We start from the raw sequence: 20,527 nt of genomic DNA on the forward strand, positions 1-20,527 counted from the left end.
ATAGGTGCGGACCTCTCTGGGGCGAGTTTCTCTGTGCGACAGGCTCACTTTCTATAGGTATCCGTATGAAGATTGTAATTTTTGACGTAGCTGTAAAGCAGGATAAAGAAGGTCGTTTCTGTCTGAACGATTTGCACAAGGCATCTGGCGGCGAAGCAAAGCATGAACCTAACAGGTTTTCACGCCTTGCATCGTTTGATGACCTTGTCAAAGAGCTAACGCCAGATATGGCGGTAGAGCCGGTGAGCGTGCAGAAAGGTGGTAAGCATCCCGGTGTCTTTGTCTGCAAAGAGCTCGTTTATGCCTACGCAATGTGGATCAGTGCCAAGTTCCACCTGCACGTCATTCGAACCTTTGATGCGATCGCGGCAAAAGAGCAGATTCGCGTTTCCTATCGCGACACTGCACGCCTCGAATATAAGCCTATGACTGACGCCATCAAGCATGAGCGAGAGGCGCAGGGGAAACAGATTGCGCCGCACCACTTCAGTAACGAGGCCGATCTGATTAACCGGCTGGCATTGGGTATGACGGCAGCAAAGTTTCGCGTACACCATGAGATTGGGAAAAAGGAAGCCATTCGAGACTACCTCACCCCCGAGCAAATCCACTGCATCACTGAGCTTCAACGAGCTAACACTGTGTTCATCAGTATGGGGTGGGATTTCGAACAGCGAAAAGAAGTGCTGAAAGGAATGTTTGACCGGAACCATCGCCAGCCGCTGATTGAAGAACAGCACACCCTGGCAGCATAAGTGAGTGGAGAGCCTCTTTCACAACGGCTCTTAACGAATCCTCCGACAAGGGATAACGGTTAGCCACGCTGTGAAGCGTTGCGAGTCCGGACTGATTAAGTCCAGAGGTCAGCATGTCTATTGAAGGTAGTAATAACCCGAACCGATTTCGTAACCACTTGGACACCTCCATATCAGAAGGCAGCGAAATGCGCCTTATGGAGAATATGGCAGATGATGAGCACTCGGCAGTAAGTCTATCCGACATTGAGAAGCGATTCGAAGGCGTCGAGATGTCAGCATTTAATGGCTGGCCTAGTGCAAAAAAGATTACGGACTAAACCTCCTTCGGGAGGTTTTTTATTGGAGTGAATATGCCCGCAGCTATTCCCCGATCATGCCGAAAGCGAGGTTGCCCAAAGACCACAACAGATCGCTCAGGTTATTGCGAGGCTCACCGTAACGAAGGCTGGCAACAGCATCAGCGCGGGCAGAGCAGGCACCAGCGCGGCTACGGCAGCAAATGGGATGTTATCCGCGCACGCATCCTCAAGCGTGACCGGCACATCTGCCAGGAGTGTCTGAGGAACGGCAGGCCAGTCCCGGCAGCTACGGTTGATCACATCAAACCCAAAGCTCATGGTGGCACCGATGAGGACAGCAACCTCGAAGCCCTATGCTGGCCCTGCCATAAGCGCAAAACGGCCCGTGAAAGGCTCAAATGAGAATCAATATCATCAATATAGTTGCAAATGAAACTATAACGCTTCGAATGATAATGATTCTCGATTAGGACGCCATTTGAGGGAGGGCGGGGCAAAAGTTCAGGGCCTTAGGCCTAAAGGACCGCCGCCTCAGGTTTATTTTCATCGCCGCAGGTTAGAAACCTTTTTTATGGGTACCCCCAAAGTGCCCTTTCAGTGGAGTTTTCCCTATGCCCGGACCACCGAAAACCCCGTCACACCTGGTTTTGGTGAAGGGGAACCCATCCAAGCGACCGATTAACCAGAATGAGCCGAAGCCGGAGAAAGGGATACCCAATACTCCGAAGCATCTCGACAAGATGGGGAAGTACTGGTTCCAGCAGATTGCTCAGGAGCTGGACAATATCGGCGTGCTGACTCAGCTCGATGCCAAAGCGCTTGAGCTGTTGATCGAAGCCTATACCGAATACCGGCGCCACTGCGAAACGCTGGATACTGAAGGTTATACCTACCGGGTAGAAACCCAGACCGGTGACGTAATGATAAAGGCACACCCGGCAGCAGCGATGAAAGCTGATGCCTGGAAACGCATCCGCGCCATGCTGGCCGAATTTGGCATGACTCCGGCGTCACGGAGCAAAGTGAATGCTGGCGGGCCCGATAAAGCAGACCCGCTGGAAGAATTCCTGAAAGCGAGGGACTGATGGCAAAGGTTGCTGACGGAATCCGCTATGCCGAGCGCGTAGTTGGTGGCGAAATTGTTGCGTGTAAATATGTTAAGCAGGCGTGTGCCCGCTTCCTTGATGATCTGCAGGAAGGGGAGAAGCGCAATATCTTCTTCAGTGAAAGCCGCGCCCAGCACATCCTGAACTTCTATAAGTTCGTGCCGCACGTTAAAGGCGATCTGGCTGGCAAGCCGATTGAGCTGATGGACTGGCACATCTTCATCCTGATTAACATCTTTGGTTTCGTTGTCCCCCTGGTAAACGAGCAGACTGGTGAGCAGGTGATGAGTGACAAGGGCCGCCCGGTCATGGTTCGCCGGTTCCGCACTGCCTACAACGAAGTGGCGCGTAAAAATGCCAAGTCCACGCTTTCATCGGGCATTGGCCTGTATATGGCCGGCGCGGACGGTGAAGGCGGCGCTGAGGTTTACTCTGCGGCCACGACCCGTGATCAGGCACGCATCGTATTTAACGACGCGGTGAACATGATTAAGCAGTCCCGCGCCGCGCTGGGTCGGCTTTTCGATTACAACAAGCTTGCCATTTTCCAGGAACGAACCGCATCCAAGTTTGAGCCACTCTCCAGTGACGCGAACAACCTTGACGGCCTGAACATCCATTGCGCTATCGTCGATGAGCTGCACGCCCACCGTACCCGCGATGTATGGGATGTTCTGGAAACCGCGACAGGTGCCCGATCACAATCCCTGCTGTTTGCAATCACTACTGCGGGCTTTAACCGTGAGGGGATCTGTTACGAGTTGCGCGATTATGCGGTCAAGGTATTAAGTGGCGTGGTTGAGGATGACACCTTTTTCGGGATTATTTTTACCCTTGATGAAGGTGATGAGCCTTTCGACGAGAAAGTCTGGCAAAAGGCTAATCCCGGGCTGGGCATCTGTAAGCGCTGGGATGATCTGCGCCGCCTGGCTAAGAAGGCTCAGGAGCAGGTATCAGCCCGCAATAACTTTTTCACCAAACACCTGAACATCTGGGTAAGCGCTGAATCAGCCTGGATGGACATGATGAAGTGGGAGGCCTGCGAGCCTCTTGCGCCGGAGCATGAGCTGAAAACCTATCCGATGTGGGTTGGCGTCGATCTGGCAAATAAAATCGATATCTGCGCAGCTGTAAAGGTCTGGCGGGCCCCTGCTGGCCATGTTCACGCAGACTTTAAATTCTGGTTGCCTGAAGGCCGTCTGGAGCGCTGCTCCCGGCAGATGGCGGAACTGTATCAGAAGTGGAGCGACAGCGGTCACCTGACACTGACAGATGGCGATGTGGTCGATCACGCCGTCATTAAAGAAGACCTGATGGCATGGATCGCCGGTGAAAACCTGCGTGAAATTGGCTTTGACCCATGGGGCGCAACGCAATTCAGCCTGTCACTGGCGGAAGAAGGGGTGCCCATGGTTGAGGTGGCGCAGACCGTTCGTAACCTGTCTGAAGCCATGAAAGAAACGGAAGCTCTGGCATATGCAGGTCGCCTTCACCACGGTAATCACCCGGTGATGACCTGGATGATGAGCAACGTCACTGCCAAGGTCGATAAGAACGACAACATCTTCCCCAACAAATCGACGCCCGAGGCGAAGATAGACGGCCCGGTAGCGATGTTTACCGGCCTGAGTCGTCTCATCCTGAATGGCGGAGAAGAACCACAGGATTTAAGCGGCTTCTTTGATAATCCCATAATGGTAGGTTTCTGATGAAAGAGAACAAACAGCCCGGCAGGGTGAAAAGCGCACTGCTGAACTGGCTGGGTGTGCCGATCGAACTGACGACGGGAACCTTCTGGCAGGAATGGATGGGCATGAGTAGTAGCGGAAAGGTGGTATCGGCTGACAAAGCGATCCACCTTTCCGCCGTCTGGGCCTGCGTACGGTTACTCAGTGAGTCAGTGTCTACGCTGCCGCTGAAGATTTACGAGCGCCAGCCTGACGGGTCACGCAAGCCCGCCACCAATCACCCGGCTTATCAGGTACTCTGCCGCCGTCCCAACCTCGAAATGACGCCTTCACGCTTCATGCTGATGCTGGTAGCCAGCATTTGCCTGCGTGGTAACGCCTTTGTCGAGAAGAAGATGATCGGTAACCGGCTTGTCTCGCTGGTGCCACTACTTCCGCAGAATATGGTGGTAAAACGGCTGGACAATGGCAGCCTGGAATATACCTATACAGAATCTGCAACGGCCCGCGTTATCCCCGCCAAGAACATCATGCACATTCGCGGCTTCGGTCTGGATGGCGTCTGCGGAATGATGCCGATGATGGCTGGCCGTGACGTGATCGGCTCAGCAATGGCCGTTGAAGAGTCGGCGGCAAAAATATTTGAGAACGGCCTGCAAAGCTCCGGTTTTCTCAGTGCTGATGGCGCGCTGAATGAAGAGCAGCGGGAAAGGCTTCGCGGCTACATGGCGAAGTTTATTGGCTCCCGTAATGCCGGGAAGATCATGGTGCTTGAAGGCGGGCTGAAATATCAGAACGTCACCATGAATCCCGAGGCGGCGCAGATGCTGGAGTCCCGCGCATTCAGCATCGAAGAAATCTGCCGCTGGTTCCGTGTTCCGCCGTTTATGGTCGGTCACGCGGACAAGCAAAGCAGCTGGGCATCCAGCGTTGAGGGAATGAACCTGCAGTTCCTGACCAACACGCTGCGACCTCTGTTAGTGAACATTGAGCAGGAGATTTCCCGCTGCCTGCTGGATGGTGACGACGACCTGTTTGCAGAGTTCTCTGTTGAAGGTCTGCTGCGGGCGGACAGCGCCGGGCGTGCTGCGTATTACACAACCGCACTGCAGAACGGATGGATGTCGCGCAACGATGTGCGCCGTCTGGAAAACATGCCTCCGATCGAAGGCGGCGATATTTATACCGTGCAACTCAATCTGACGCCGCTGGAAGACCTGAAGAAAAACAGCCAGGCAGCGCAGGCCGCTAACCTTCTGAAAATCCATAACTACGTTTTCCCTGATATTCCTTTCGAACAATCCCCGCTGAAAAAGGCGGCTTAGGAGCTATTCCATGACACTGAAAAGCCTTCCGGCTGCACCGGCGGGGCGGCCTTCTGCGCTCTCAAAACGGGACTTGCCGTCTGCTGCCATGGAGCGCTGGAACGGCGGCATCAAGGCCGCTAACGCTGATGAAAACAGCATTTCAATATTTGATGTGATCGGTGCGGACTACTGGGGCGACGGCGTAACCGCCAGTCGTATCGCCGGGGCGCTCCGCTCCCTGGATGGTGCTGACGTTACGGTCAACATCAACTCCCCTGGCGGCGACATGTTCGAAGGCCTGGCGATTTATAACCTGCTTCGTGAGTACCGGGGCAAGGTTACGGTGAAGGTGCTGGGCCTTGCGGCTTCAGCGGCCTCCATTATCGCCATGGCCGGGGATGATATTCAGATTGGCCGCGGCGCATTCCTGATGATCCACAACTGCTGGGTTTATGCGATGGGTAATCGTCACGATCTGGCTCAGATAGCGGCCGATATGGAGCCGTTTGATAAAGCCATGGGTGACATTTACTCCGCCCGTACCGGTCTCGGCATGGATGAAGTAGCCGCAATGATGGACGGTGAAACCTACATTGGCGGCAGCGACGCGGTCGAAAAAGGTTTTGCTGACCGGCTTCTGTCCGCTGAGGAAATCGCGAATGACGACGACAGTCCGGCGGCCGCACTGCGCAAGCTCGATGCGTTACTGGCAAAAGCCGACACGCCCCGATCTGAACGTCGAAAACTCCTGAAAGCTTTAACCGGCAGCAAGCCAGGCGCTGCTGCCGATCATGATGGTACGCCGGGCGCTACCGAAGAAATCAATCCTGACGATCTTAAACAACTTGAAGACGCCCTGGCGGCGTTCGGCAAATAAGGAAAAACCATGTCTGAAGTTAACGATTTACTGAAAAAAGTCTCTGCGAAGCTGGAAGAAGTTTCCGGCACCTTCAGCCAGAAGGCCGAAGACGCCCTGAAAGAGGCAAAAAACTCCGGTCAGCTGTCGGCTCAGACCAAAGATGCGGTAGATAAAATCGCTTCCGAATTTAATGCTCTGAACGAAGCGAACAAAACGCTGAAAGCCTCTCTGGGTGAGCTGGAACAGCACGTTGCCAATATGCCACTGAACAACGCGAAAAAGGTTGTTGAGACGGTAGGTCAGGTGGTCATCAGCTCCGAAGCACTGAAAACCTTTGCGGCCAGCGTTGAAGGCGGCAAGCGCGTCAGCGTGCCGGTTAATGCAGCATTGCTGTCAACGGATGTGGCAGAGGGTGTGGTTGAGCCGCAGCGCCTGCCGGGTATCGATACCGCGCCGAAACAGCGCCTTTTCATTCGTGACCTGATTGCCCCGGGCCGTACCTCTTCCCCGGCCATTTTCTGGGTGCAGCAGACCGGCTTTACCAACGCCGCTGCGGTTGTACCTGAAGGCACCACGAAGCCGTACAGCAGCATTGAGTTCGCGACCAAAATTACCCCGGTCACCACCATCGCGCATATGTTCAAAGCGTCCAAGCAGATTCTGGATGACTTTGCGCAGCTGCAGTCCACGGTAGACGCTGAGATGCGCTACGGCCTGAAGTACGTGGAAGAACAGGAAATTCTGTTCGGCGACGGCACCGGCGCACACCTGCACGGCATCGTGCCGCAGGCGACCGCGTTCAACGCCGCATTCACCGTCGAGCAGCAGAACGGTATCGACGATCTGCGTCTGGCCATGCTGCAGGCGCAGCTGGCACGCTTCCCGGCGTCCGGCCACGTTCTGCACTTCATTGACTGGGCGAAGATTGAACTGACCAAAGACACGCTGGGCCGCTACATTCTGGCGAATCCGTCATCGCTGACCGGTCCGACTCTCTGGGGCCTGCCGGTGGTGGCCACCGAGGCTGCGGCGTTCCAGGGCAAGTTCCTGACCGGCGCCTTCAACGCTGCAGCGCAGCTTTTCGACCGTGAAGATGCCAACGTGGTTATCTCCACCGAGAACGCCGACGACTTTGAGAAAAACATGATCTCAATCCGTTGCGAAGAGCGTCTGGCTCTGGCGGTGAAGCGTCCGGAAGCGTTTATTTATGGCTCCTTCACTGCGCCTGTCGCTGGTGGTGCGTAATCAATAACGGCGGCCTGCGGGCCGCTCTTTCTTTTGGGAGAACGGCATGAAACTGCGATCCATCAAACCTACGTACCAGAAAGGCGAAGTGCTGACGGAAGGGGTGGTTTTTGAAACTCTGGAGCAGCATGGCCGGGAACTGATTCAGCGTGGTTATGCTGAAGAAGTTAAGGCCCGAGAAGCTGAGCCCGGCAGTGATAAAGATCCAAAGGGCAAGGGCAAGGCTAAGTAAGGAGTTTCTATGCTGACCGTCGAGCAGGTCAAACTGCACTGCCGCATTGATTCCGATTCGACAGAAGAAGATGAGTGGATAGCTGCCCGCATAAAAGCGGCGGTGCGTTATGTCGAAAATTACACCCGCCGCAAGCTCTTCGAATCTTCTGACGATACAGCTTACCTGGCTGAGCCTTATCGGCTGCTTTACACCGAAGATATCGAAACCGCCATGCTGATGTTGATCGCTCACTGGTATGCGAACCGCGAGGCAGTAGTGACCAACGGCAGCTCAACGACGGTCGATATGGCTGTAGAGTCATTTCTGCAGCCATATCGTGTCTACGGGCTGTAAGGAGTCGTTATGGCCTGTGCCGGATGTGAACGCCGCCGCGCGTGGCTCAAAAAATGGATGAAGATTGCCCATGAAAGAGTTACAGGAAAGTCTGTTGGCGACAACGCTGGAGAAGCTGGCGGAAAGCTTCCATCAGGTAGCCGAGGGGATGAAAGCCCAGACGGAGGCGATAAACCGCCTGGCTGAATCCAATGAGACGCTTTCGGTACTGATCTACCAGTCGATGGCGGCTGAAGAGAGTGAGGTTGAGATGCCCCGCGGCACCTATCTCAGCGGAAAACCAAAGGGGTAGCAACCATGCAGGCCGGAAAACTACGCCACCGCATAACCCTGCAAAAACCGGTAAAGAAGCAGAGCCCGACTACTGGCGCGATCATAAACACCTGGGAGGATGTTGCGACACTCTGGGCTGATGTTGTTGACCTGTCGGTGCGGGAATTTGTCGCGGCGCAGGCCGGGCAAAGCGAAGTGACATCGCGCATTACCATTCGTTACCGGCAGGATGTGACGAACAAACACCGCATCCTTTACCGGGGCCGGATTTACAATATTCATGGCGTACTTGCTGACGATAAAAGCGGTTCGGAATATCTGACGCTGCCTTGCTCACAGGGGGTTAACGATGGCTGACGGTGTTGATTTCAGTCTTACCGGTCTGGATTCCCTGCTGGGAAAACTGGATGAAATCAGTGATGACCTGCGCCGGAAAGGTGGGCGATCTGCTTTGCGCCGCGCCGGGAATGTCATCGTCAATAAAGCGAAGGCCAACGCTCAGCATCTTGATGATCCGGTGACCGGGCGCAGCATTGCCGATAACGTGGCCCAGCGCTGGAACGGCCGTCTTTTCAAACAGACCGGCAATCTGGGGTTTCGCATTGGCGTACTTCATGGCGCTGTGCTGAAAAAGCACCCGGACAAAGCGCAGAATGCGCCAACGCCGCACTGGCGCCTGCTGGAGTTTGGCACCGAGAAAATGCGTGCTCAGCCCTTTATGCGCCCCGCAGCCGAAAGCAGTATCAGTGAGGTCGTGACAACGTTTTCTGACGAATATGAGAAAGCGATTGATCGGGCTATCAAACGGGCGCGGAAAAAAGGAGTGCCGCCATGATTGCACCCATATTTGCGGTCTGCGCGGCCAGTCAGGCGGTCAACAGTCTTATCGGGGGCGATACGCTCCGGCTTTACCCGTTTGGCCTGCAGGACGACAACGTTATTTATCCCTATGCCGTCTGGCAGAACATCAGCGGCGAGCCGGAAAACTATCTTGCTCAGCGGCCTGACGCTGACACTTTCACGCTTCAGGTTGATGTTTACGCCGATACGCCTGATGAAGTGATCACTGTGGCCGCTGCACTCCGTGACGCAATCGAACCTCATGCCTATATCACTCGCTGGGGCGGGCAGGAAATTGACAGCGATACACGGCGCTACCGCTATTCATTCGATGTGGACTGGATAGTCAGACGCTGACCCTACCTATTACCAACCGGCCCTGAGCCGGTTTTTTTATGACCGGAGATAACCCATGTCTGTACTGACTCAAGGCACGCAGCTTTTCGTGCTCACAAAAGGTGTGGTGAGCGAAGTGGAGTGCATCACTGCATTCTCCCCGGGCAGCAACCCTGCTGACCAGATTGAAGACACCTGTCTTTCCGAGCGCACAGACCGTACGTATAAGCGCGGTCTGCGTACCCCCGGGCAGGCGTCCCTGACGCTTAACGCCGACCCGAAAAACAGCAGCCATATCATGCTGTATAACCTGTCCATTTCTGATGATGAAGAGGATCAGGACCTGACCTTTGCGATTGGCTGGTCAGATGGCACCGCTTCACCCACTGTTGCTGGCGCTGATGACACCGATGCTGTGGATGGGCTGGTATTGCCTGACAGCCGTACCTGGTTCGTATTCAAAGGCTACGTGTCCGATTTCCCGTTTGATTTCTCGGCGAACACGGTTGTTTCCTCTTCTGCCTCGATCCAGCGTTCCGGCGCGGCGGTCTGGGTGCCCAAAGCGAGCACTTAACGCATGAAGCTGACTCTCGACTCACTCAAAAAGGCCGGGGCATTCACCGGCCGTCCCGTTGAAAAAGAAATTTCCTGGAAGCAGGGCGGTGAGGAATTTACCGCCACGGTCTATATCCGCCCGATGGGGTATCACACCGCCACTTCTGATGTGCTGGCATACGGCGGAAAAGTGGATGGCGTTGCTGGCCGCATTGCAGCTTCTGTCTGTGATGAGAACGGCAAGCCGGTATTCACTCCTGCAGACATCACCGGCGAGGCTGACCCGGAACGCGGCTCTCTGGATGGTGCGCTGACCATTGCGCTGCTGGTGGCCATTCAGGAGGTTAACGATCTGGGAAAGAGCACGAGCTCAGCGCAGAAGAAGAAATCTGGTGTGAGCTCGTCCTCAACGGTATCGGCGGCAGGACCATCGCAGAAGCGCAGGAAATCCTCAGCTTCCGGGAATTCCAGCTCTGGGTTAAGTACCGGCAACGCTACGGAAGCCTGAACCCGATGATGCGCACTGAGTGGGCTGCAGGGATGGTGTCCAGTACGATCGCCAACGTCAACCGGGGGGCGAACACGCCTCCTTTCAGCGTGACGGATTTTACTCTTCACTTTACCCCACAGCCCGCCAGTAACGAGCCAATCGGGCTGGATGAGGCCATGAAGTCCTGGGCGTAAATCTCAGCTAATGGAGTAATTATGGCTTCCAAGTCTCTCGGTACATTAACCATTGACCTGATTGCAAAGGTTGGTGGTTTTGTTTCCGGTATGGATAAAGCGGAGCGCGCATCACAGAAATGGGCGAAGCAGGTCCAGCAGGATGCGGCAGCAAGCACTGTTGCTATCTTGTCTGTGGGCGCGGCTCTAAAAGCGGCTGCTGTATCTGCTGGCGCAGCAGGATTCGCTCTGCTTAAAAGTACAGCTGAGCAGGTTAGCGCTACAGACCAGTGGGCTAAATCCCTGAAAATCTCTACTCAGGAATTACTGGCATGGCAGTTTGCCGCTGAAAGAGCTGGCGTCCAGGGCGACCAGATGGCGGACATCTTCAAAGATCTCGGTGACAAGATTGGTGACGCCATTCTGAACCAGTCTGGAGAAGCCGTTGACGCTCTTAATTCTCTTGGCCTTTCCGCAGAAAAGCTTTCAAAAGTATCTCCGGATCAGCAAATGCTTGCGATCGGTGAGGCCCTCGGAAAAATCAGCACCAATGCTGGTAAGGTCACGATCCTTGAAAGTCTGGGTAACGACCTGTCAAAACTGCTGCCTCTCTTTGACAACAACAACGAGAAGCTGAAGCAGTTTATCCAGCTCGCCAAGGATTATGGCGTCGCCCCCGATCCGCAGTCGATTGACGACCTTGTGAAGGTCAACAATTTGTTTCTGGACATGGAAGCCCAGGTGAAAGGGCTGAAAATGGAGATCGCTTCCGGGCTGGCAAAAGTCGATCTCAGCCCGCTTCAGGGTTCACTGGATAAAGTCCATAAAGTACTTACTGACCCGGCAGTGTTGAAGGGTCTTGTCGATCTGGTTAGTGAGGTTGCTCAACTTGCTGGGTGGCTGGTTAAGGCAGCCGCAGCCGCTGGTGAGCTGGCTGCTAAGTCCAGTAACAGAATGGCCGCTATTGGCGGGAATATCGATGTAAATAATATCGATCAGGTCGCTGAACGGATTGAATATCTTCAGCAGATGATTTCAAAACGTTCAGGTTTTTACGACCAGGGCGAATCTTTCGCGGGATGGCTTTTCGGTAAAGACGACAGCACAGGGAAAATGAAAGCTGAGCTGGATTCGCTGATAGCTCAGAAAAATAAACTTCTTAAAGCGGATACGAACGGTGGCGTTCTGCCGACTGCGGTTGCAACAGTAACCGGCCCGGATGCCTTTGGACTTCCGCCAGGTCAAACCAACGGCAAAACTACGCCAGATGCAGGACTTAAAAAACTCGAAAACGCTTTTAAAGCAACCGAGCAAAGTTATCTGCGCCAGATCGCCCTGATAGACACAACCGGGAAAAAAACAGCGGAAGTCACGGAGGCACAGAAGCTTCAGTTTGATATTGCTGATGGAAAACTTGCTGGCATCAGTGACAGGCAGAAAACCCGACTGGAGCAGCTGGCAACCGAAATAGACCGCCTCAATACGTTGAAAAAGGCAAACATTGAAAACGCCAAAGCCGCTGCCTTTGCCGCAGAACTTCAGAATCAGAATGATAACGCCAAAGCCTCACTTAATGTCGATATTCAGGGGGCGGGCCTGGGTGATAAAGAACGCAGCCGGATGAAAGAACGGCTGAGTATTGAGCGTGAGTTTCTGGATAAGCAGAAAGATTTACAGCTTCAGTATCAGTCAGGCGACATAACGAAATCGTTGTATGACACTGAAACCGCTTCACTGAAAAGCGCCATGTCTGAGCGCCTGAAGATTCAGGATGATTACTATCAGAGCCTGGATGCCATGCAGTCTGACTGGTCTTCTGGAGCCAAAGATGGCCTGGCTGACTGGTTTAACGACATCAGTGACGTATCCGGCGCGGTTTCTTACGGCGTTCAGTCTTCACTTAATGGCGTCTTCGATAATGTTACCTCAATGCTTGAGGGTAATAAGGTCAGCTGGAAGTCCTGGGGCATTTCAGTCCTGCAAATAATTGAGAAAGTAGCGCTGCAGATGGCGGTAGTCAGCGCTATGGGCGGCGGTTCCTCCTCTTCCGGGATTCTGGGCTCTGTTGCATCTGGCATTGCCGGGTATTTTGGCGGCGGCGCATCTGCCGGTGCATCGGCTTCAAACTCATTTTCCTCCGGGGCTTACAACAACCTTACCTTTAATGCCAAAGGTGGCGTTTACGCGTCGCCAGATCTCAGCCAGTACAGCAACTCAATTGTCAGTTCTCCCACGCTGTTCGCTTTTGCAAAAGGCGCAGGCCTGATGGGTGAGGCTGGCCCTGAAGCGATCATGCCCCTGACTCGCGCCGCAGACGGATCGCTGGGTGTCAGAGCCCTGGGTGACGGTGGCATGGCGCCGTCCGGAAGTTCAGCTCCACAGGTTTACATCAGTATCGACGGTGACGGAAACACAAAATCTCAGTCAACCAATGGCTGGGAACAGTTTGGATCAGAAATCGGCAGTTTTGTGGATCGGCGGTACAAAGAAAACATGATGAGAGATATCCGCCCTGGCGGTGATATCTGGAACGCAATGAAGAGCAGGTAACACATGGCCATCGAAGAATTTACCTGGAGCCCGCGTATTAATGCGGCGGGGGAAATGAAATTTAACACCAGAAAAGTGCAGTTCGGTGACGGTTACACCCAGGTGTCTGGTAACGGTCTGAATACCAGGAGTCAGAGCTGGGACCTGACATTTACCGGCGGCGAGGCGTATATCAGCGAAATAAAAGCCTTTCTCGATAAGCACGGTGGAGTACGTGCGTTTCAGTGGAAACCTCCGCTGGAGTCAGTGGGCCTTTATCGCTGTGATACGTATACACCAACAGCGCTGGGGGCGGGCCTGTTCAACCTTGCCGCAACCTTTGAACAGGCGTTTAAACCATGAGTCTGAACAGTGACTATCAGAAACTGGAGCCGGGCAGCGCTGTCCGGCTGATTGAGGTGGACGGTACGGCATTCGGCACTGGCGAGGTTCTGCGGTTCCATGCTTATAACATCCCCCATACGGAAGCTGAAATTATCGCTGCAGGAGGTGATGAGTCAAAGCTGCCTGCAAAATCCATCTGGTGGCAGGGTAACGAATACAAACCGTGGCCATGCAAAATAGATGGCATTGAAACTTCAACCACAGGCAGCAGCGCGCAGCCAAAGCTGACGGTAGCCAACCTTGACAGCTCTATCACGGCGTTATGCCTGGCTTACGACGACATGCTGCAGGCAAAGGTGTTTATTCACGACACCCTTGCCAAGTACCTCGACGCAAAAAACTTCCCGGACGGAAATCCATCCGCAGACGCGACGCAGGAAAAGCTGAAGACGTTCTACATTGACAGCAAAAGCGCTGAAACAAGAACGCAGGTGGAATTCACGCTCAGCAGCCCGATGGACCTGCAGGGGTTGATGATCCCTACCCGGCAGCTGCATTCCCTGTGCACCTGGTGCATCCGTGGCAAGTACCGTACCGGAGACGGGTGCGACTACGCCGGAACGCGTTATTTCGACAAATTCAACAACCCGGTTGACGATCCTTCGCTGGATGAATGCAGCGGGACGCTTACCGGGTGCAAATTGCGGTTTGGTGAGCACGAGGAATTGTCATTTGGAGGATTCCCCGGAACCTCTCTCATCAGGAGTTAACTATGCGGAAAAAAACTATAGCGGCAATCATGGCGCATGCTGCTGCAGAATATCCCCGGGAATGCTGCGGAGTCGTGGCGCAAAAAAGCAGAGTGGAACGCTATTTCCCGTGCCGCAATCTGGCTTCTGATCCTAAAGAGCAGTTTCACCTGTCACCTGAAGATTACGCCGAGGCGGAAGACTGGGGGACGGTCACCGCGATTGTTCACAGCCATCCCGACGCAACAACCCGCCCCAGCCCACTGGATGAGGCGCAGTGCGATGCTAATGGCGTACCCTGGCACATTGTGAGCTGGCCGGAAGGGGACGTGCGCACCATTCAGCCACGCGGAGAGTTACCGCTGCTTGAGCGTCCTTTTGTCCTTGGCCATACAGATTGCTGGGGGCTGGTGATGAGTTACTTCCGGCAGAACCACGCCATAGAGCTGCCTGATTATCGTGTCGATTATCCCTGGTGGGAAGACCAGTACGAAGACAACTTTTACCAGGATAAGTGGTACGAAGCCGGATTCCGGGAATTCAGCGGTCCGCCCCGGGAAGGCGATGTCGTGATGATGCAGGTGCAGTCAAATAAATGGAATCATGCAGGCGTTCTGCTGGACGGGAATATGCTTCTGCACCACTTATATGGCCGTATCAGTAACCGTATTCCGTATGGTGGTTACTGGGTTGATCGCACGATGAAGATAGTGCGACATAAAGATTTATTAACTTAACTTGCCTCAGGTCCGAGGATTGATATTCTTTTTCAGTAATTAAAAAGGGAGAGAATATGAGGAAGTTAATTTTTGCGCTGCTGGTTATGACTGCCAGTGGCTGTGCAACCGAAGCGGTTCTGCCCAGCAAAGCCAAACCTGCACCATCTGATCGCGTTTTCCTCTATCAGCAAAAAACGGAACAGACCGATTCAACGCTCATCGTTGTCAGAGATAGCGGGTATCTGGGAAGCGGTTGTTTTACTGGAGTTTATATCAATGGCAAAAGAGCAGCTTCGCTTGAGCCATCAGAGAAAGCTGTATTTTATTTGCAGTCAGGTGAAGTCAGCCTGGGCATGAAAGGAGAAGGTAAGCTTTGTTTGTCAGATGCAGTTCCCTCAATGCGGGATTTCAATCTTGCCCCTAACAGTGTTAAAGCGGTAAGGCTCTTTGCCGATCCAAGCGGCAATGTGGATATAAAGCCGCTACCAAACGAATAATGAACCGGCCACTCTCAGGAGTGGCTTTTTTTTGGGTGAGACTTTATGAAAGAGATCATGACCAGAATTGAGCTGGGCGGCATTCTTGGCAAAACCTTCGGGAAAGTGCATCACCGCTTGATTTCGAAAAGGCATGAAGCCTGCCAGGCGCTGGCCGCTACAGTCGATGGGTTTGAAAAGTTTATGCTCACCAGTCGCAAGCGAGGCTTGACCTTTGCTGTATTCAGCGGAAAGAAAAATATAGGTGTCGATGATTTGGGATTTCCCGTAACAGGAGAAGTTATTCGTATCATGCCGGTTATTATTGGCAGCAAACGCGGCGGTATTCTTCAAACAATCCTGGGCGCTGTTTTGGTTGTCGTCGGTGTGATTGTTACCGGACTTTCCTACGGATGGGCGGCTCCAGTAGGCGGGGCACTGATTAGTGCAGGCATCGGGTTAACGGCAGGTGGAGTTATTCAGATGCTTTCGCCGCAGCCTGGCGGACTATCCAGTAAGCAGGACCCTGATAACCAGGCCTCCTACGCATTCGGCAGCGCAACGAATACCACTGCTCAGGGATACCCTGTTCCGCTTTTGTATGGTCAGCGGCGCATTGGGGGCGCAATCATCTCTGCCGGTATTTACGTCGAAGATCAGCAATAACTCTAACCTTTTCCAAAGGTCGCTCCGGCGGCCTTTTTTTATGGGCGCAATATGGCAACTGCAACCGCTATTAAAGGCCGCAAGGGCGGTTCTTCCTCATCTCGTACACCCACAGAACAACCTGACGACCTGCAATCTGTAGCGAAAGCCAAGATTCTTATTGCCCTTGGAGAAGGGGAATTTGCTGGTGGCCTGACAGGCAAGAACATTTTTCTTGATGGCACAGCGATTGAAAACGATGACGGATCACGTAACTTCAGTGGCGTAACGTGGGAGTTCCGCTCTGGCACGCAGGCGCAAAGCTACATTCAGGGCATACCGGGGACTGAAAACGAAATTTCAGTGGGATCGGATATCTCCACGAATACACCCTGGGTGCGCACATTTACCAACACCCAACTTTCAGCTGTTCGTCTGCGCTTGAAATGGCCGGCGCTTTTCATGCAGGAAGATGATGGTGACCTGGTCGGATACAAAGTTAACTACGCCGTTGACTTGCAGACGGACGGTGGCACCTGGAAAGAGGTCCTGAAAACTTCCGTCACTGGCAAGACAACCACCGGCTACGAGAGAAGCCACCGCATTGATTTACCGCAGGGTGCCAGTACCTGGACCGTCCGGCTCCGCAAAATTACGGCCGATGCGAACAGTGCAAAAGTTGGCGATTCCATGACCCTCGAAAGTTATACCGAGGTCATTGATGCCAAGCTTCGTTACCCGAATACCGCTCTGCTTTATATCGAATTCGATTCAAGCCAGTTTAATGGCAGCATCCCGCAAATCACCTGCGAGCCCAAAGGCCGCGTTATCCGCGTACCTGATAATTACGATCCGGTAACCCGCACTTACTCAGGAACGTGGCTGGGTGGGTTTAAATGGGCGTGGACCGATAACCCGGCTTGGATTTTTTATGACATTGTCGTTACAGACCGCTTTGGCCTGGGCGATCGTCTTACTGCAGCAAATATTGATAAATGGAAGCTCTATCAGGTAGCGCAGTACTGTGACCAGCCGGTGCCAGATGGCCGGGGCGGGAACGGTACAGAGGTGCGTTACAAATGTGATGTTTACGTACAGAACCGCAACGAAGCTTATTCTGTGCTGCGTGACTTCGCCGCCATCTTCCGTGGTATGACTTACTGGGGCGGTGGCCAGATCGTTTGTCTGGCCGACATGCCGCGCGATGTGGATTATGTGTTCACTAATGCCAACGTAGTCGACGGTGAATTTGCTTACCAGAGCAGTACCACCAAAACCCGGTATACCTCCGCACTGGTGTCATGGTCAGACCCGGATAATGGCTATTCCGATGCCATGGAGCCGGTTTTCGAAAAAGATTTGATCGCCCGGTACAAGGTTTATAACCAACTTGAGCTGACGGCGATCGGATGTACCCGGCAGTCTGAAGCCAACAGAAAAGGGCGCTGGGGCATCGTCACCAACAATAAAGACCGTGTTGTATCCTTCAGTGTGGGCCTGGACGGGGATATTCCGCAGCCCGGGCATATTATCGCGGTGGCAGATGAAACACTCTCAGGTCGCGTGGCTGGCGGTCGTATCAGCGCTGTTAACGGACGGGTGCTAACACTGGACCGGGTACCCGATGCCAAAGCGGGTGATCGCCTGATGATTAACCTGCCGAGCGGTGTGGCGCAGTTCAGAACTGTTCAGTCGGTATCAGGTGCAAAAGTTACCGTTACCACCGCTTACAGCGAAAAACCGGAAGCGGAATGCGTCTGGACGGTAGAATCCAGCGAGCTTTACGATCAGCAATACCGCGTCACCACCGTAACAGAGAATGACGATGGCACATTCACCATTACCGGCGCGGCGCATGATCCGGATAAATATGCCCGTATCGATACCGGAGCAGTGATTGATCAGCGTCCGGTCAGCGTTATTCCTCCCGGCAACCAGTCGGCACCCTCGAATATCGTTATCGAATCTTATTCGATCGTGCAACAGGGCATCAGCCTGGAAACAATGCGCGTTCACTGGGACTCGGTCCAGAATGCTATCGCGTATGAAGCGCAGTGGCGCCGTAATGACGGTAACTGGGTAAACGTGCCTCGTTCTTCAACTACCTCTTTTGAAGTGCCAAACATTTATACCGGCCGTTATCTTGTTCGCGCCCGCGCTATCAATGCCGCTGAAATTTCGTCCGGATGGGAATATTCAACTGAAAAAACGTTAACGGGAAAAGTTGGTAACCCACCAAAACCAGTCGGTTTCACCGCAAAGGGAATTAACTGGGGCATAGAGCTAAACTGGGGATTCCCTGCAAATACCTCAGATACGCTGAAAACCGAAATCCAGTACGCAGCCAACTCCGATCAATCTGACCCGTTACTTCTGACTGACGTGCCTTATCCGCAGGCCACTTACACACAGCTTGGGCTGAAAGCGGGCCAGGAATTTTGGTATCGCGCACAGCTGGTGGATAAAACAGGGAATGAATCGGGATGGACTGACTGGATTCGAGGCATGGCTAACGACAACGCTGATGATTACCTCGGCGATGTTGTTGGTGATTTCCTGACGTCCAAAGACGGAGAGCGTTTGACCAGTAGCCTGGAGGATAGCATTGAGGCTGCGTTGCAGAACGCCTTAAATAACAACGCTACGGTTGATCACCAGTTCCGACAGATGGGAGAAGTGCGGGCAGAAATCCTGACGGTAAAAACTACCATCGCGGAAGTAGATAAAGGACTGGCCGACCTGCAGGAAGATGTTCGTGCTCAGGTGGGTGCGGTCTCTGCTCAGCTGCAGAACAAACTCACCGCGATGGTGGACTCAAACGGCGCATCAGCAATCCATACGCTGAAGGTCGGGGTGAAAATAAACGATGTTGAATACCTTGCCGGCATGTCTGTGGCAGCAATCTCTGAAGCGGGTAAGCCTGTAGTAACGCGCGTCGCTTTTAACGCAAATCAGTTTGTGCTGTTAAGCGGAAGCGGAACTACGCAATATTCACCCTTTGCTGTGGTGAACGGTCAGGTCTTCATCAACCAGGCGTTCATTCAGGATGGAACCATCACTAACGCCAAAATCGGCAACTTCATCCAGTCCAATAACTATGTGGCGGGACAGACAGGGTGGAGGCTTGATAAAGGAGGCACCTTCGTCAACTATGGATCCGTTTCAGGTGAGGGGAAAATGAAGCAGGACAATAATACTATCAGCGTACAGTCAGCCGATGGGAAACTTATTCAGATAGGAAGGCTCACGGGGGTATTCTGATGGCTGAATGGGGTTTCAGAGTATGGGACGAAAACCGGAAAGATATTAATACCGGATTCGTTCGCATACTGGCACTTGGAACAGTTCAACTGTCTCAAAATCAGGTAAGCGGGGCATGGTCTTTTACCGTGCCCGCAGGATTTGTTCTTGATTATCTTTCTCAAAGCACAGCCGCCGCAGGAACAACAACTCGCCGAAGATTTAGGGTTTCCGGCAGCACGGTAAGCATATCTGACGCAGGCAGCTCTTATGCGGCAGATACCGAGCCCGCAGGAAGCTCGAATGTCATATTTTATCTGAGGAAGACTTAATGAAATTCGGCGCATTGCTAACCGACACGCAGGGAAACCCTTTTTATGTGGATGGCACATTGCCATTATCCCTGGCATCCAAAACCACATACCCGATAGGTGACAGGACTGTTCACGCTAATGACGGAGCGCTACGATTTGTTTTCTGTAACTCCACAACGGCGAACGTTAACTTTTATTACTACTATGACTCAGCATCAAACACTTATAAAATCAACGCTTCCGGAACACCGGGTTCCACATTTACAGTCTACATTTTCAGTTATCAGTACCAGACCCCACCTCCATGGGGTGTAGCAATATGGGATGAGCAGGGGCGCTGTATTATTACCCATGAAACAAAAGTTCTGAGAGGTGTAGTGCGCGTGGGCACTCCGGGGGCAGAGTCTGCAGGGTACAACATTAATACGACACTGGCCGGAAATTATGCTGTCGCACCAGAAATGCTCGGCTACATCACCGGAGTTGTCTACCAGGGAAATATGCCATATCCTTTTCTCGCTCCCTTTTTCACAAGCGCCTATTACAACGGAAGCTCTACAGTTATCAAGGCTGTGGGTCGGGGTGATTCAGGAGGTGGTGGCGCAGGGAATATTACAAACATAAATTACAGGAATGCCATAAAAGCAATTGACATAACGAATTATTAATTAATTCGATCAAAACGATCGTTTTTTGAATTTGAATATAATTTGCCCTCACCATATAACATCAGCATAATTTTCTTAATGGATAAAGAAATGAAAATTGCTCTGGTGTTACTCGGTATCTTTGTTTTAGCTGGCTGCCAGTCGCTACCCCCTCAGAAGTGTACGGCTACTGCTAATATTGCGGGTCAGGATACATCCGTGCCTGTATATGACGTACGCACAGTGGCTAATCAGACACAGTATTACGCAGGCAATCCATTCGGGTGGAAGTGGGTTTCTAAAAACAACTTCACTCACTCAACATGCGATAAATAAAGTAAATCAATATCACCGAGACCCGGCCAC

The 20,527-nt window shown here is 53.0% G+C and carries 27 protein-coding genes; all 27 read left to right on the forward strand.

The genetic code is table 11. From position 1 onward, the window contains the following. Window positions 1–65 precede the first annotated feature (65 nt). The 27 genes from E0E17_RS12225 (at window position 66) to cor (ending at window position 20,497) form a co-directional block, all read left to right on the forward strand. Window positions 66–755, forward strand: a complete 690-nt coding sequence (locus tag E0E17_RS12225; RefSeq protein ID WP_130834327.1) for a KilA-N domain-containing protein — start codon at window positions 66–68, stop codon at window positions 753–755. A gap of 113 nt (window positions 756–868) precedes the next feature. Beyond that, a complete protein-coding gene (locus E0E17_RS20225) occupies window positions 869–1,075 on the forward strand; it encodes a hypothetical protein (protein WP_165446225.1) in 207 nt (68 codons plus the stop codon). A 33-nt stretch (window positions 1,076–1,108) separates the two neighbouring features. Then, window positions 1,109–1,459, forward strand: a complete 351-nt coding sequence (locus E0E17_RS12230; protein WP_130834328.1) for an HNH endonuclease — start codon at window positions 1,109–1,111, stop codon at window positions 1,457–1,459. Window positions 1,460–1,668: 209 nt separating this feature from the next. Beyond that, window positions 1,669–2,142: a phage terminase small subunit P27 family gene (locus tag E0E17_RS12235; protein WP_130834329.1), complete on the forward strand. Its 474-nt coding sequence runs from the start codon at window positions 1,669–1,671 to the stop codon at window positions 2,140–2,142. After that, entirely contained in the window at window positions 2,142–3,872 is a 1,731-nt protein-coding gene (locus E0E17_RS12240; RefSeq protein ID WP_130834330.1) for a terminase large subunit, read from the forward strand. Before E0E17_RS12235 ends, E0E17_RS12240 begins: the two co-directional genes overlap by 1 nt. Continuing rightward, window positions 3,872–5,176: a phage portal protein gene (locus E0E17_RS12245; RefSeq protein WP_130834331.1), complete on the forward strand. Its 1,305-nt coding sequence runs from the start codon at window positions 3,872–3,874 to the stop codon at window positions 5,174–5,176. The genes E0E17_RS12240 and E0E17_RS12245 overlap by 1 nt, the downstream gene beginning before the upstream one ends. A 10-nt stretch (window positions 5,177–5,186) precedes the next feature. Then, a complete protein-coding gene (locus E0E17_RS12250; protein ID WP_130834332.1) occupies window positions 5,187–6,035 on the forward strand; it encodes a head maturation protease, ClpP-related in 849 nt (282 codons plus the stop codon). 9 nt (window positions 6,036–6,044) lie between these two features. Next, window positions 6,045–7,262, forward strand: coding sequence for a phage major capsid protein (locus E0E17_RS12255; protein ID WP_130834333.1), 1,218 nt, complete (start codon window positions 6,045–6,047; stop codon window positions 7,260–7,262). Between the two features lie 46 nt (window positions 7,263–7,308). Further along, a complete protein-coding gene (locus tag E0E17_RS12260) occupies window positions 7,309–7,494 on the forward strand; it encodes a hypothetical protein (protein WP_130834334.1) in 186 nt (61 codons plus the stop codon). Between the two features lie 9 nt (window positions 7,495–7,503). Beyond that, window positions 7,504–7,830 (forward strand): head-tail connector protein, encoded by a 327-nt coding sequence (locus tag E0E17_RS12265; protein ID WP_130834335.1) that lies wholly within the window; start codon window positions 7,504–7,506, stop codon window positions 7,828–7,830. 70 nt (window positions 7,831–7,900) lie between these two features. Beyond that, complete coding sequence (locus E0E17_RS12270) at window positions 7,901–8,122, forward strand: hypothetical protein (RefSeq protein ID WP_165446192.1); 222 nt, start codon at window positions 7,901–7,903, stop codon at window positions 8,120–8,122. Window positions 8,123–8,127: 5 nt separating this feature from the next. Further along, window positions 8,128–8,460, forward strand: a complete 333-nt coding sequence (locus E0E17_RS12275) for a phage head closure protein (RefSeq protein ID WP_130834337.1) — start codon at window positions 8,128–8,130, stop codon at window positions 8,458–8,460. Beyond that, window positions 8,453–8,938: an HK97-gp10 family putative phage morphogenesis protein gene (locus tag E0E17_RS12280; RefSeq protein WP_130834338.1), complete on the forward strand. Its 486-nt coding sequence runs from the start codon at window positions 8,453–8,455 to the stop codon at window positions 8,936–8,938. Before E0E17_RS12275 ends, E0E17_RS12280 begins: the two co-directional genes overlap by 8 nt. Continuing rightward, window positions 8,935–9,300 (forward strand): DUF3168 domain-containing protein, encoded by a 366-nt coding sequence (locus E0E17_RS12285; protein WP_130834339.1) that lies wholly within the window; start codon window positions 8,935–8,937, stop codon window positions 9,298–9,300. Before E0E17_RS12280 ends, E0E17_RS12285 begins: the two co-directional genes overlap by 4 nt. Window positions 9,301–9,355: 55 nt before the next feature. Continuing rightward, window positions 9,356–9,853, forward strand: a complete 498-nt coding sequence (locus tag E0E17_RS12290; RefSeq protein ID WP_130834340.1) for a phage tail tube protein — start codon at window positions 9,356–9,358, stop codon at window positions 9,851–9,853. A gap of 3 nt (window positions 9,854–9,856) precedes the next feature. Beyond that, a complete protein-coding gene (locus tag E0E17_RS12295) occupies window positions 9,857–10,342 on the forward strand; it encodes a phage tail assembly chaperone family protein, TAC (RefSeq protein WP_130834341.1) in 486 nt (161 codons plus the stop codon). A 5-nt stretch (window positions 10,343–10,347) separates the two neighbouring features. Then, a complete protein-coding gene (locus E0E17_RS20230) occupies window positions 10,348–10,518 on the forward strand; it encodes a phage tail assembly protein T (RefSeq protein WP_165446226.1) in 171 nt (56 codons plus the stop codon). Between the two features lie 21 nt (window positions 10,519–10,539). Further along, window positions 10,540–13,047: a phage tail tape measure protein gene (locus tag E0E17_RS12300; RefSeq protein ID WP_130834342.1), complete on the forward strand. Its 2,508-nt coding sequence runs from the start codon at window positions 10,540–10,542 to the stop codon at window positions 13,045–13,047. 3 nt (window positions 13,048–13,050) lie between these two features. Beyond that, window positions 13,051–13,389 carry a phage tail protein gene (locus E0E17_RS12305; RefSeq protein WP_130834343.1) on the forward strand — a complete coding sequence of 113 codons (339 nt, stop codon included), beginning with the start codon at window positions 13,051–13,053 and terminating at the stop codon, window positions 13,387–13,389. Next, a complete protein-coding gene (locus tag E0E17_RS12310) occupies window positions 13,386–14,141 on the forward strand; it encodes a phage minor tail protein L (protein WP_130834344.1) in 756 nt (251 codons plus the stop codon). Before E0E17_RS12305 ends, E0E17_RS12310 begins: the two co-directional genes overlap by 4 nt. A 2-nt stretch (window positions 14,142–14,143) precedes the next feature. Then, window positions 14,144–14,857, forward strand: coding sequence for a C40 family peptidase (locus E0E17_RS12315; protein ID WP_130834345.1), 714 nt, complete (start codon window positions 14,144–14,146; stop codon window positions 14,855–14,857). A gap of 56 nt (window positions 14,858–14,913) precedes the next feature. Further along, window positions 14,914–15,336, forward strand: coding sequence for a hypothetical protein (locus E0E17_RS12320; RefSeq protein WP_130834346.1), 423 nt, complete (start codon window positions 14,914–14,916; stop codon window positions 15,334–15,336). A 45-nt stretch (window positions 15,337–15,381) separates the two neighbouring features. Next, on the forward strand, window positions 15,382–15,981 hold the full coding sequence (locus E0E17_RS12325; protein WP_130834347.1) for a tail assembly protein: 600 nt from the start codon (window positions 15,382–15,384) through the stop codon (window positions 15,979–15,981). Window positions 15,982–16,032: 51 nt separating this feature from the next. After that, window positions 16,033–19,221: a TipJ family phage tail tip protein gene (locus E0E17_RS12330; protein WP_130834348.1), complete on the forward strand. Its 3,189-nt coding sequence runs from the start codon at window positions 16,033–16,035 to the stop codon at window positions 19,219–19,221. Then, window positions 19,221–19,532 carry a hypothetical protein gene (locus E0E17_RS12335; protein ID WP_130834349.1) on the forward strand — a complete coding sequence of 104 codons (312 nt, stop codon included), beginning with the start codon at window positions 19,221–19,223 and terminating at the stop codon, window positions 19,530–19,532. The genes E0E17_RS12330 and E0E17_RS12335 overlap by 1 nt, the downstream gene beginning before the upstream one ends. Continuing rightward, window positions 19,532–20,182: a hypothetical protein gene (locus E0E17_RS12340; RefSeq protein ID WP_130834350.1), complete on the forward strand. Its 651-nt coding sequence runs from the start codon at window positions 19,532–19,534 to the stop codon at window positions 20,180–20,182. The genes E0E17_RS12335 and E0E17_RS12340 overlap by 1 nt, the downstream gene beginning before the upstream one ends. Window positions 20,183–20,272: 90 nt before the next feature. Next, the gene (cor, locus tag E0E17_RS20645) at window positions 20,273–20,497 is read left to right on the forward strand and encodes a phage exclusion lipoprotein Cor (RefSeq protein WP_130834351.1); all 225 of its coding nucleotides are present in this window, start codon (window positions 20,273–20,275) and stop codon (window positions 20,495–20,497) included. Window positions 20,498–20,527: the final 30 nt, after the last annotated feature.

It is taken from the genome of [Erwinia] mediterraneensis (assembly GCF_900604315.1).
GTDB lineage: Bacteria > Pseudomonadota > Gammaproteobacteria > Enterobacterales > Enterobacteriaceae > Pantoea > Pantoea mediterraneensis_A.

Coding starts and splice junctions, on each gene's coding strand:
- E0E17_RS20225 (WP_165446225.1), top strand. CDS start 869: ATGTCTATTGAAGGTAGTAATAACCCGAACCGATTTCGTAACCACTTG.
- E0E17_RS12230 (WP_130834328.1), top strand. CDS start 1,109: ATGCCCGCAGCTATTCCCCGATCATGCCGAAAGCGAGGTTGCCCAAAG.
- E0E17_RS12335 (WP_130834349.1), top strand. CDS start 19,221: ATGGCTGAATGGGGTTTCAGAGTATGGGACGAAAACCGGAAAGATATT.
- E0E17_RS12305 (WP_130834343.1), top strand. CDS start 13,051: ATGGCCATCGAAGAATTTACCTGGAGCCCGCGTATTAATGCGGCGGGG.
- E0E17_RS12260 (WP_130834334.1), top strand. CDS start 7,309: ATGAAACTGCGATCCATCAAACCTACGTACCAGAAAGGCGAAGTGCTG.
- E0E17_RS12315 (WP_130834345.1), top strand. CDS start 14,144: ATGCGGAAAAAAACTATAGCGGCAATCATGGCGCATGCTGCTGCAGAA.
- E0E17_RS12225 (WP_130834327.1), top strand. CDS start 66: ATGAAGATTGTAATTTTTGACGTAGCTGTAAAGCAGGATAAAGAAGGT.
- E0E17_RS12255 (WP_130834333.1), top strand. CDS start 6,045: ATGTCTGAAGTTAACGATTTACTGAAAAAAGTCTCTGCGAAGCTGGAA.
- cor (WP_130834351.1), top strand. CDS start 20,273: ATGAAAATTGCTCTGGTGTTACTCGGTATCTTTGTTTTAGCTGGCTGC.
- E0E17_RS12240 (WP_130834330.1), top strand. CDS start 2,142: ATGGCAAAGGTTGCTGACGGAATCCGCTATGCCGAGCGCGTAGTTGGT.
- E0E17_RS12285 (WP_130834339.1), top strand. CDS start 8,935: ATGATTGCACCCATATTTGCGGTCTGCGCGGCCAGTCAGGCGGTCAAC.
- E0E17_RS12235 (WP_130834329.1), top strand. CDS start 1,669: ATGCCCGGACCACCGAAAACCCCGTCACACCTGGTTTTGGTGAAGGGG.
- E0E17_RS12275 (WP_130834337.1), top strand. CDS start 8,128: ATGCAGGCCGGAAAACTACGCCACCGCATAACCCTGCAAAAACCGGTA.
- E0E17_RS12320 (WP_130834346.1), top strand. CDS start 14,914: ATGAGGAAGTTAATTTTTGCGCTGCTGGTTATGACTGCCAGTGGCTGT.
- E0E17_RS12300 (WP_130834342.1), top strand. CDS start 10,540: ATGGCTTCCAAGTCTCTCGGTACATTAACCATTGACCTGATTGCAAAG.
- E0E17_RS12325 (WP_130834347.1), top strand. CDS start 15,382: ATGAAAGAGATCATGACCAGAATTGAGCTGGGCGGCATTCTTGGCAAA.
- E0E17_RS12310 (WP_130834344.1), top strand. CDS start 13,386: ATGAGTCTGAACAGTGACTATCAGAAACTGGAGCCGGGCAGCGCTGTC.
- E0E17_RS12270 (WP_165446192.1), top strand. CDS start 7,901: ATGAAAGAGTTACAGGAAAGTCTGTTGGCGACAACGCTGGAGAAGCTG.
- E0E17_RS12290 (WP_130834340.1), top strand. CDS start 9,356: ATGTCTGTACTGACTCAAGGCACGCAGCTTTTCGTGCTCACAAAAGGT.
- E0E17_RS12250 (WP_130834332.1), top strand. CDS start 5,187: ATGACACTGAAAAGCCTTCCGGCTGCACCGGCGGGGCGGCCTTCTGCG.
- E0E17_RS20230 (WP_165446226.1), top strand. CDS start 10,348: ATGATGCGCACTGAGTGGGCTGCAGGGATGGTGTCCAGTACGATCGCC.
- E0E17_RS12295 (WP_130834341.1), top strand. CDS start 9,857: ATGAAGCTGACTCTCGACTCACTCAAAAAGGCCGGGGCATTCACCGGC.
- E0E17_RS12340 (WP_130834350.1), top strand. CDS start 19,532: ATGAAATTCGGCGCATTGCTAACCGACACGCAGGGAAACCCTTTTTAT.
- E0E17_RS12265 (WP_130834335.1), top strand. CDS start 7,504: ATGCTGACCGTCGAGCAGGTCAAACTGCACTGCCGCATTGATTCCGAT.
- E0E17_RS12330 (WP_130834348.1), top strand. CDS start 16,033: ATGGCAACTGCAACCGCTATTAAAGGCCGCAAGGGCGGTTCTTCCTCA.
- E0E17_RS12245 (WP_130834331.1), top strand. CDS start 3,872: ATGAAAGAGAACAAACAGCCCGGCAGGGTGAAAAGCGCACTGCTGAAC.
- E0E17_RS12280 (WP_130834338.1), top strand. CDS start 8,453: ATGGCTGACGGTGTTGATTTCAGTCTTACCGGTCTGGATTCCCTGCTG.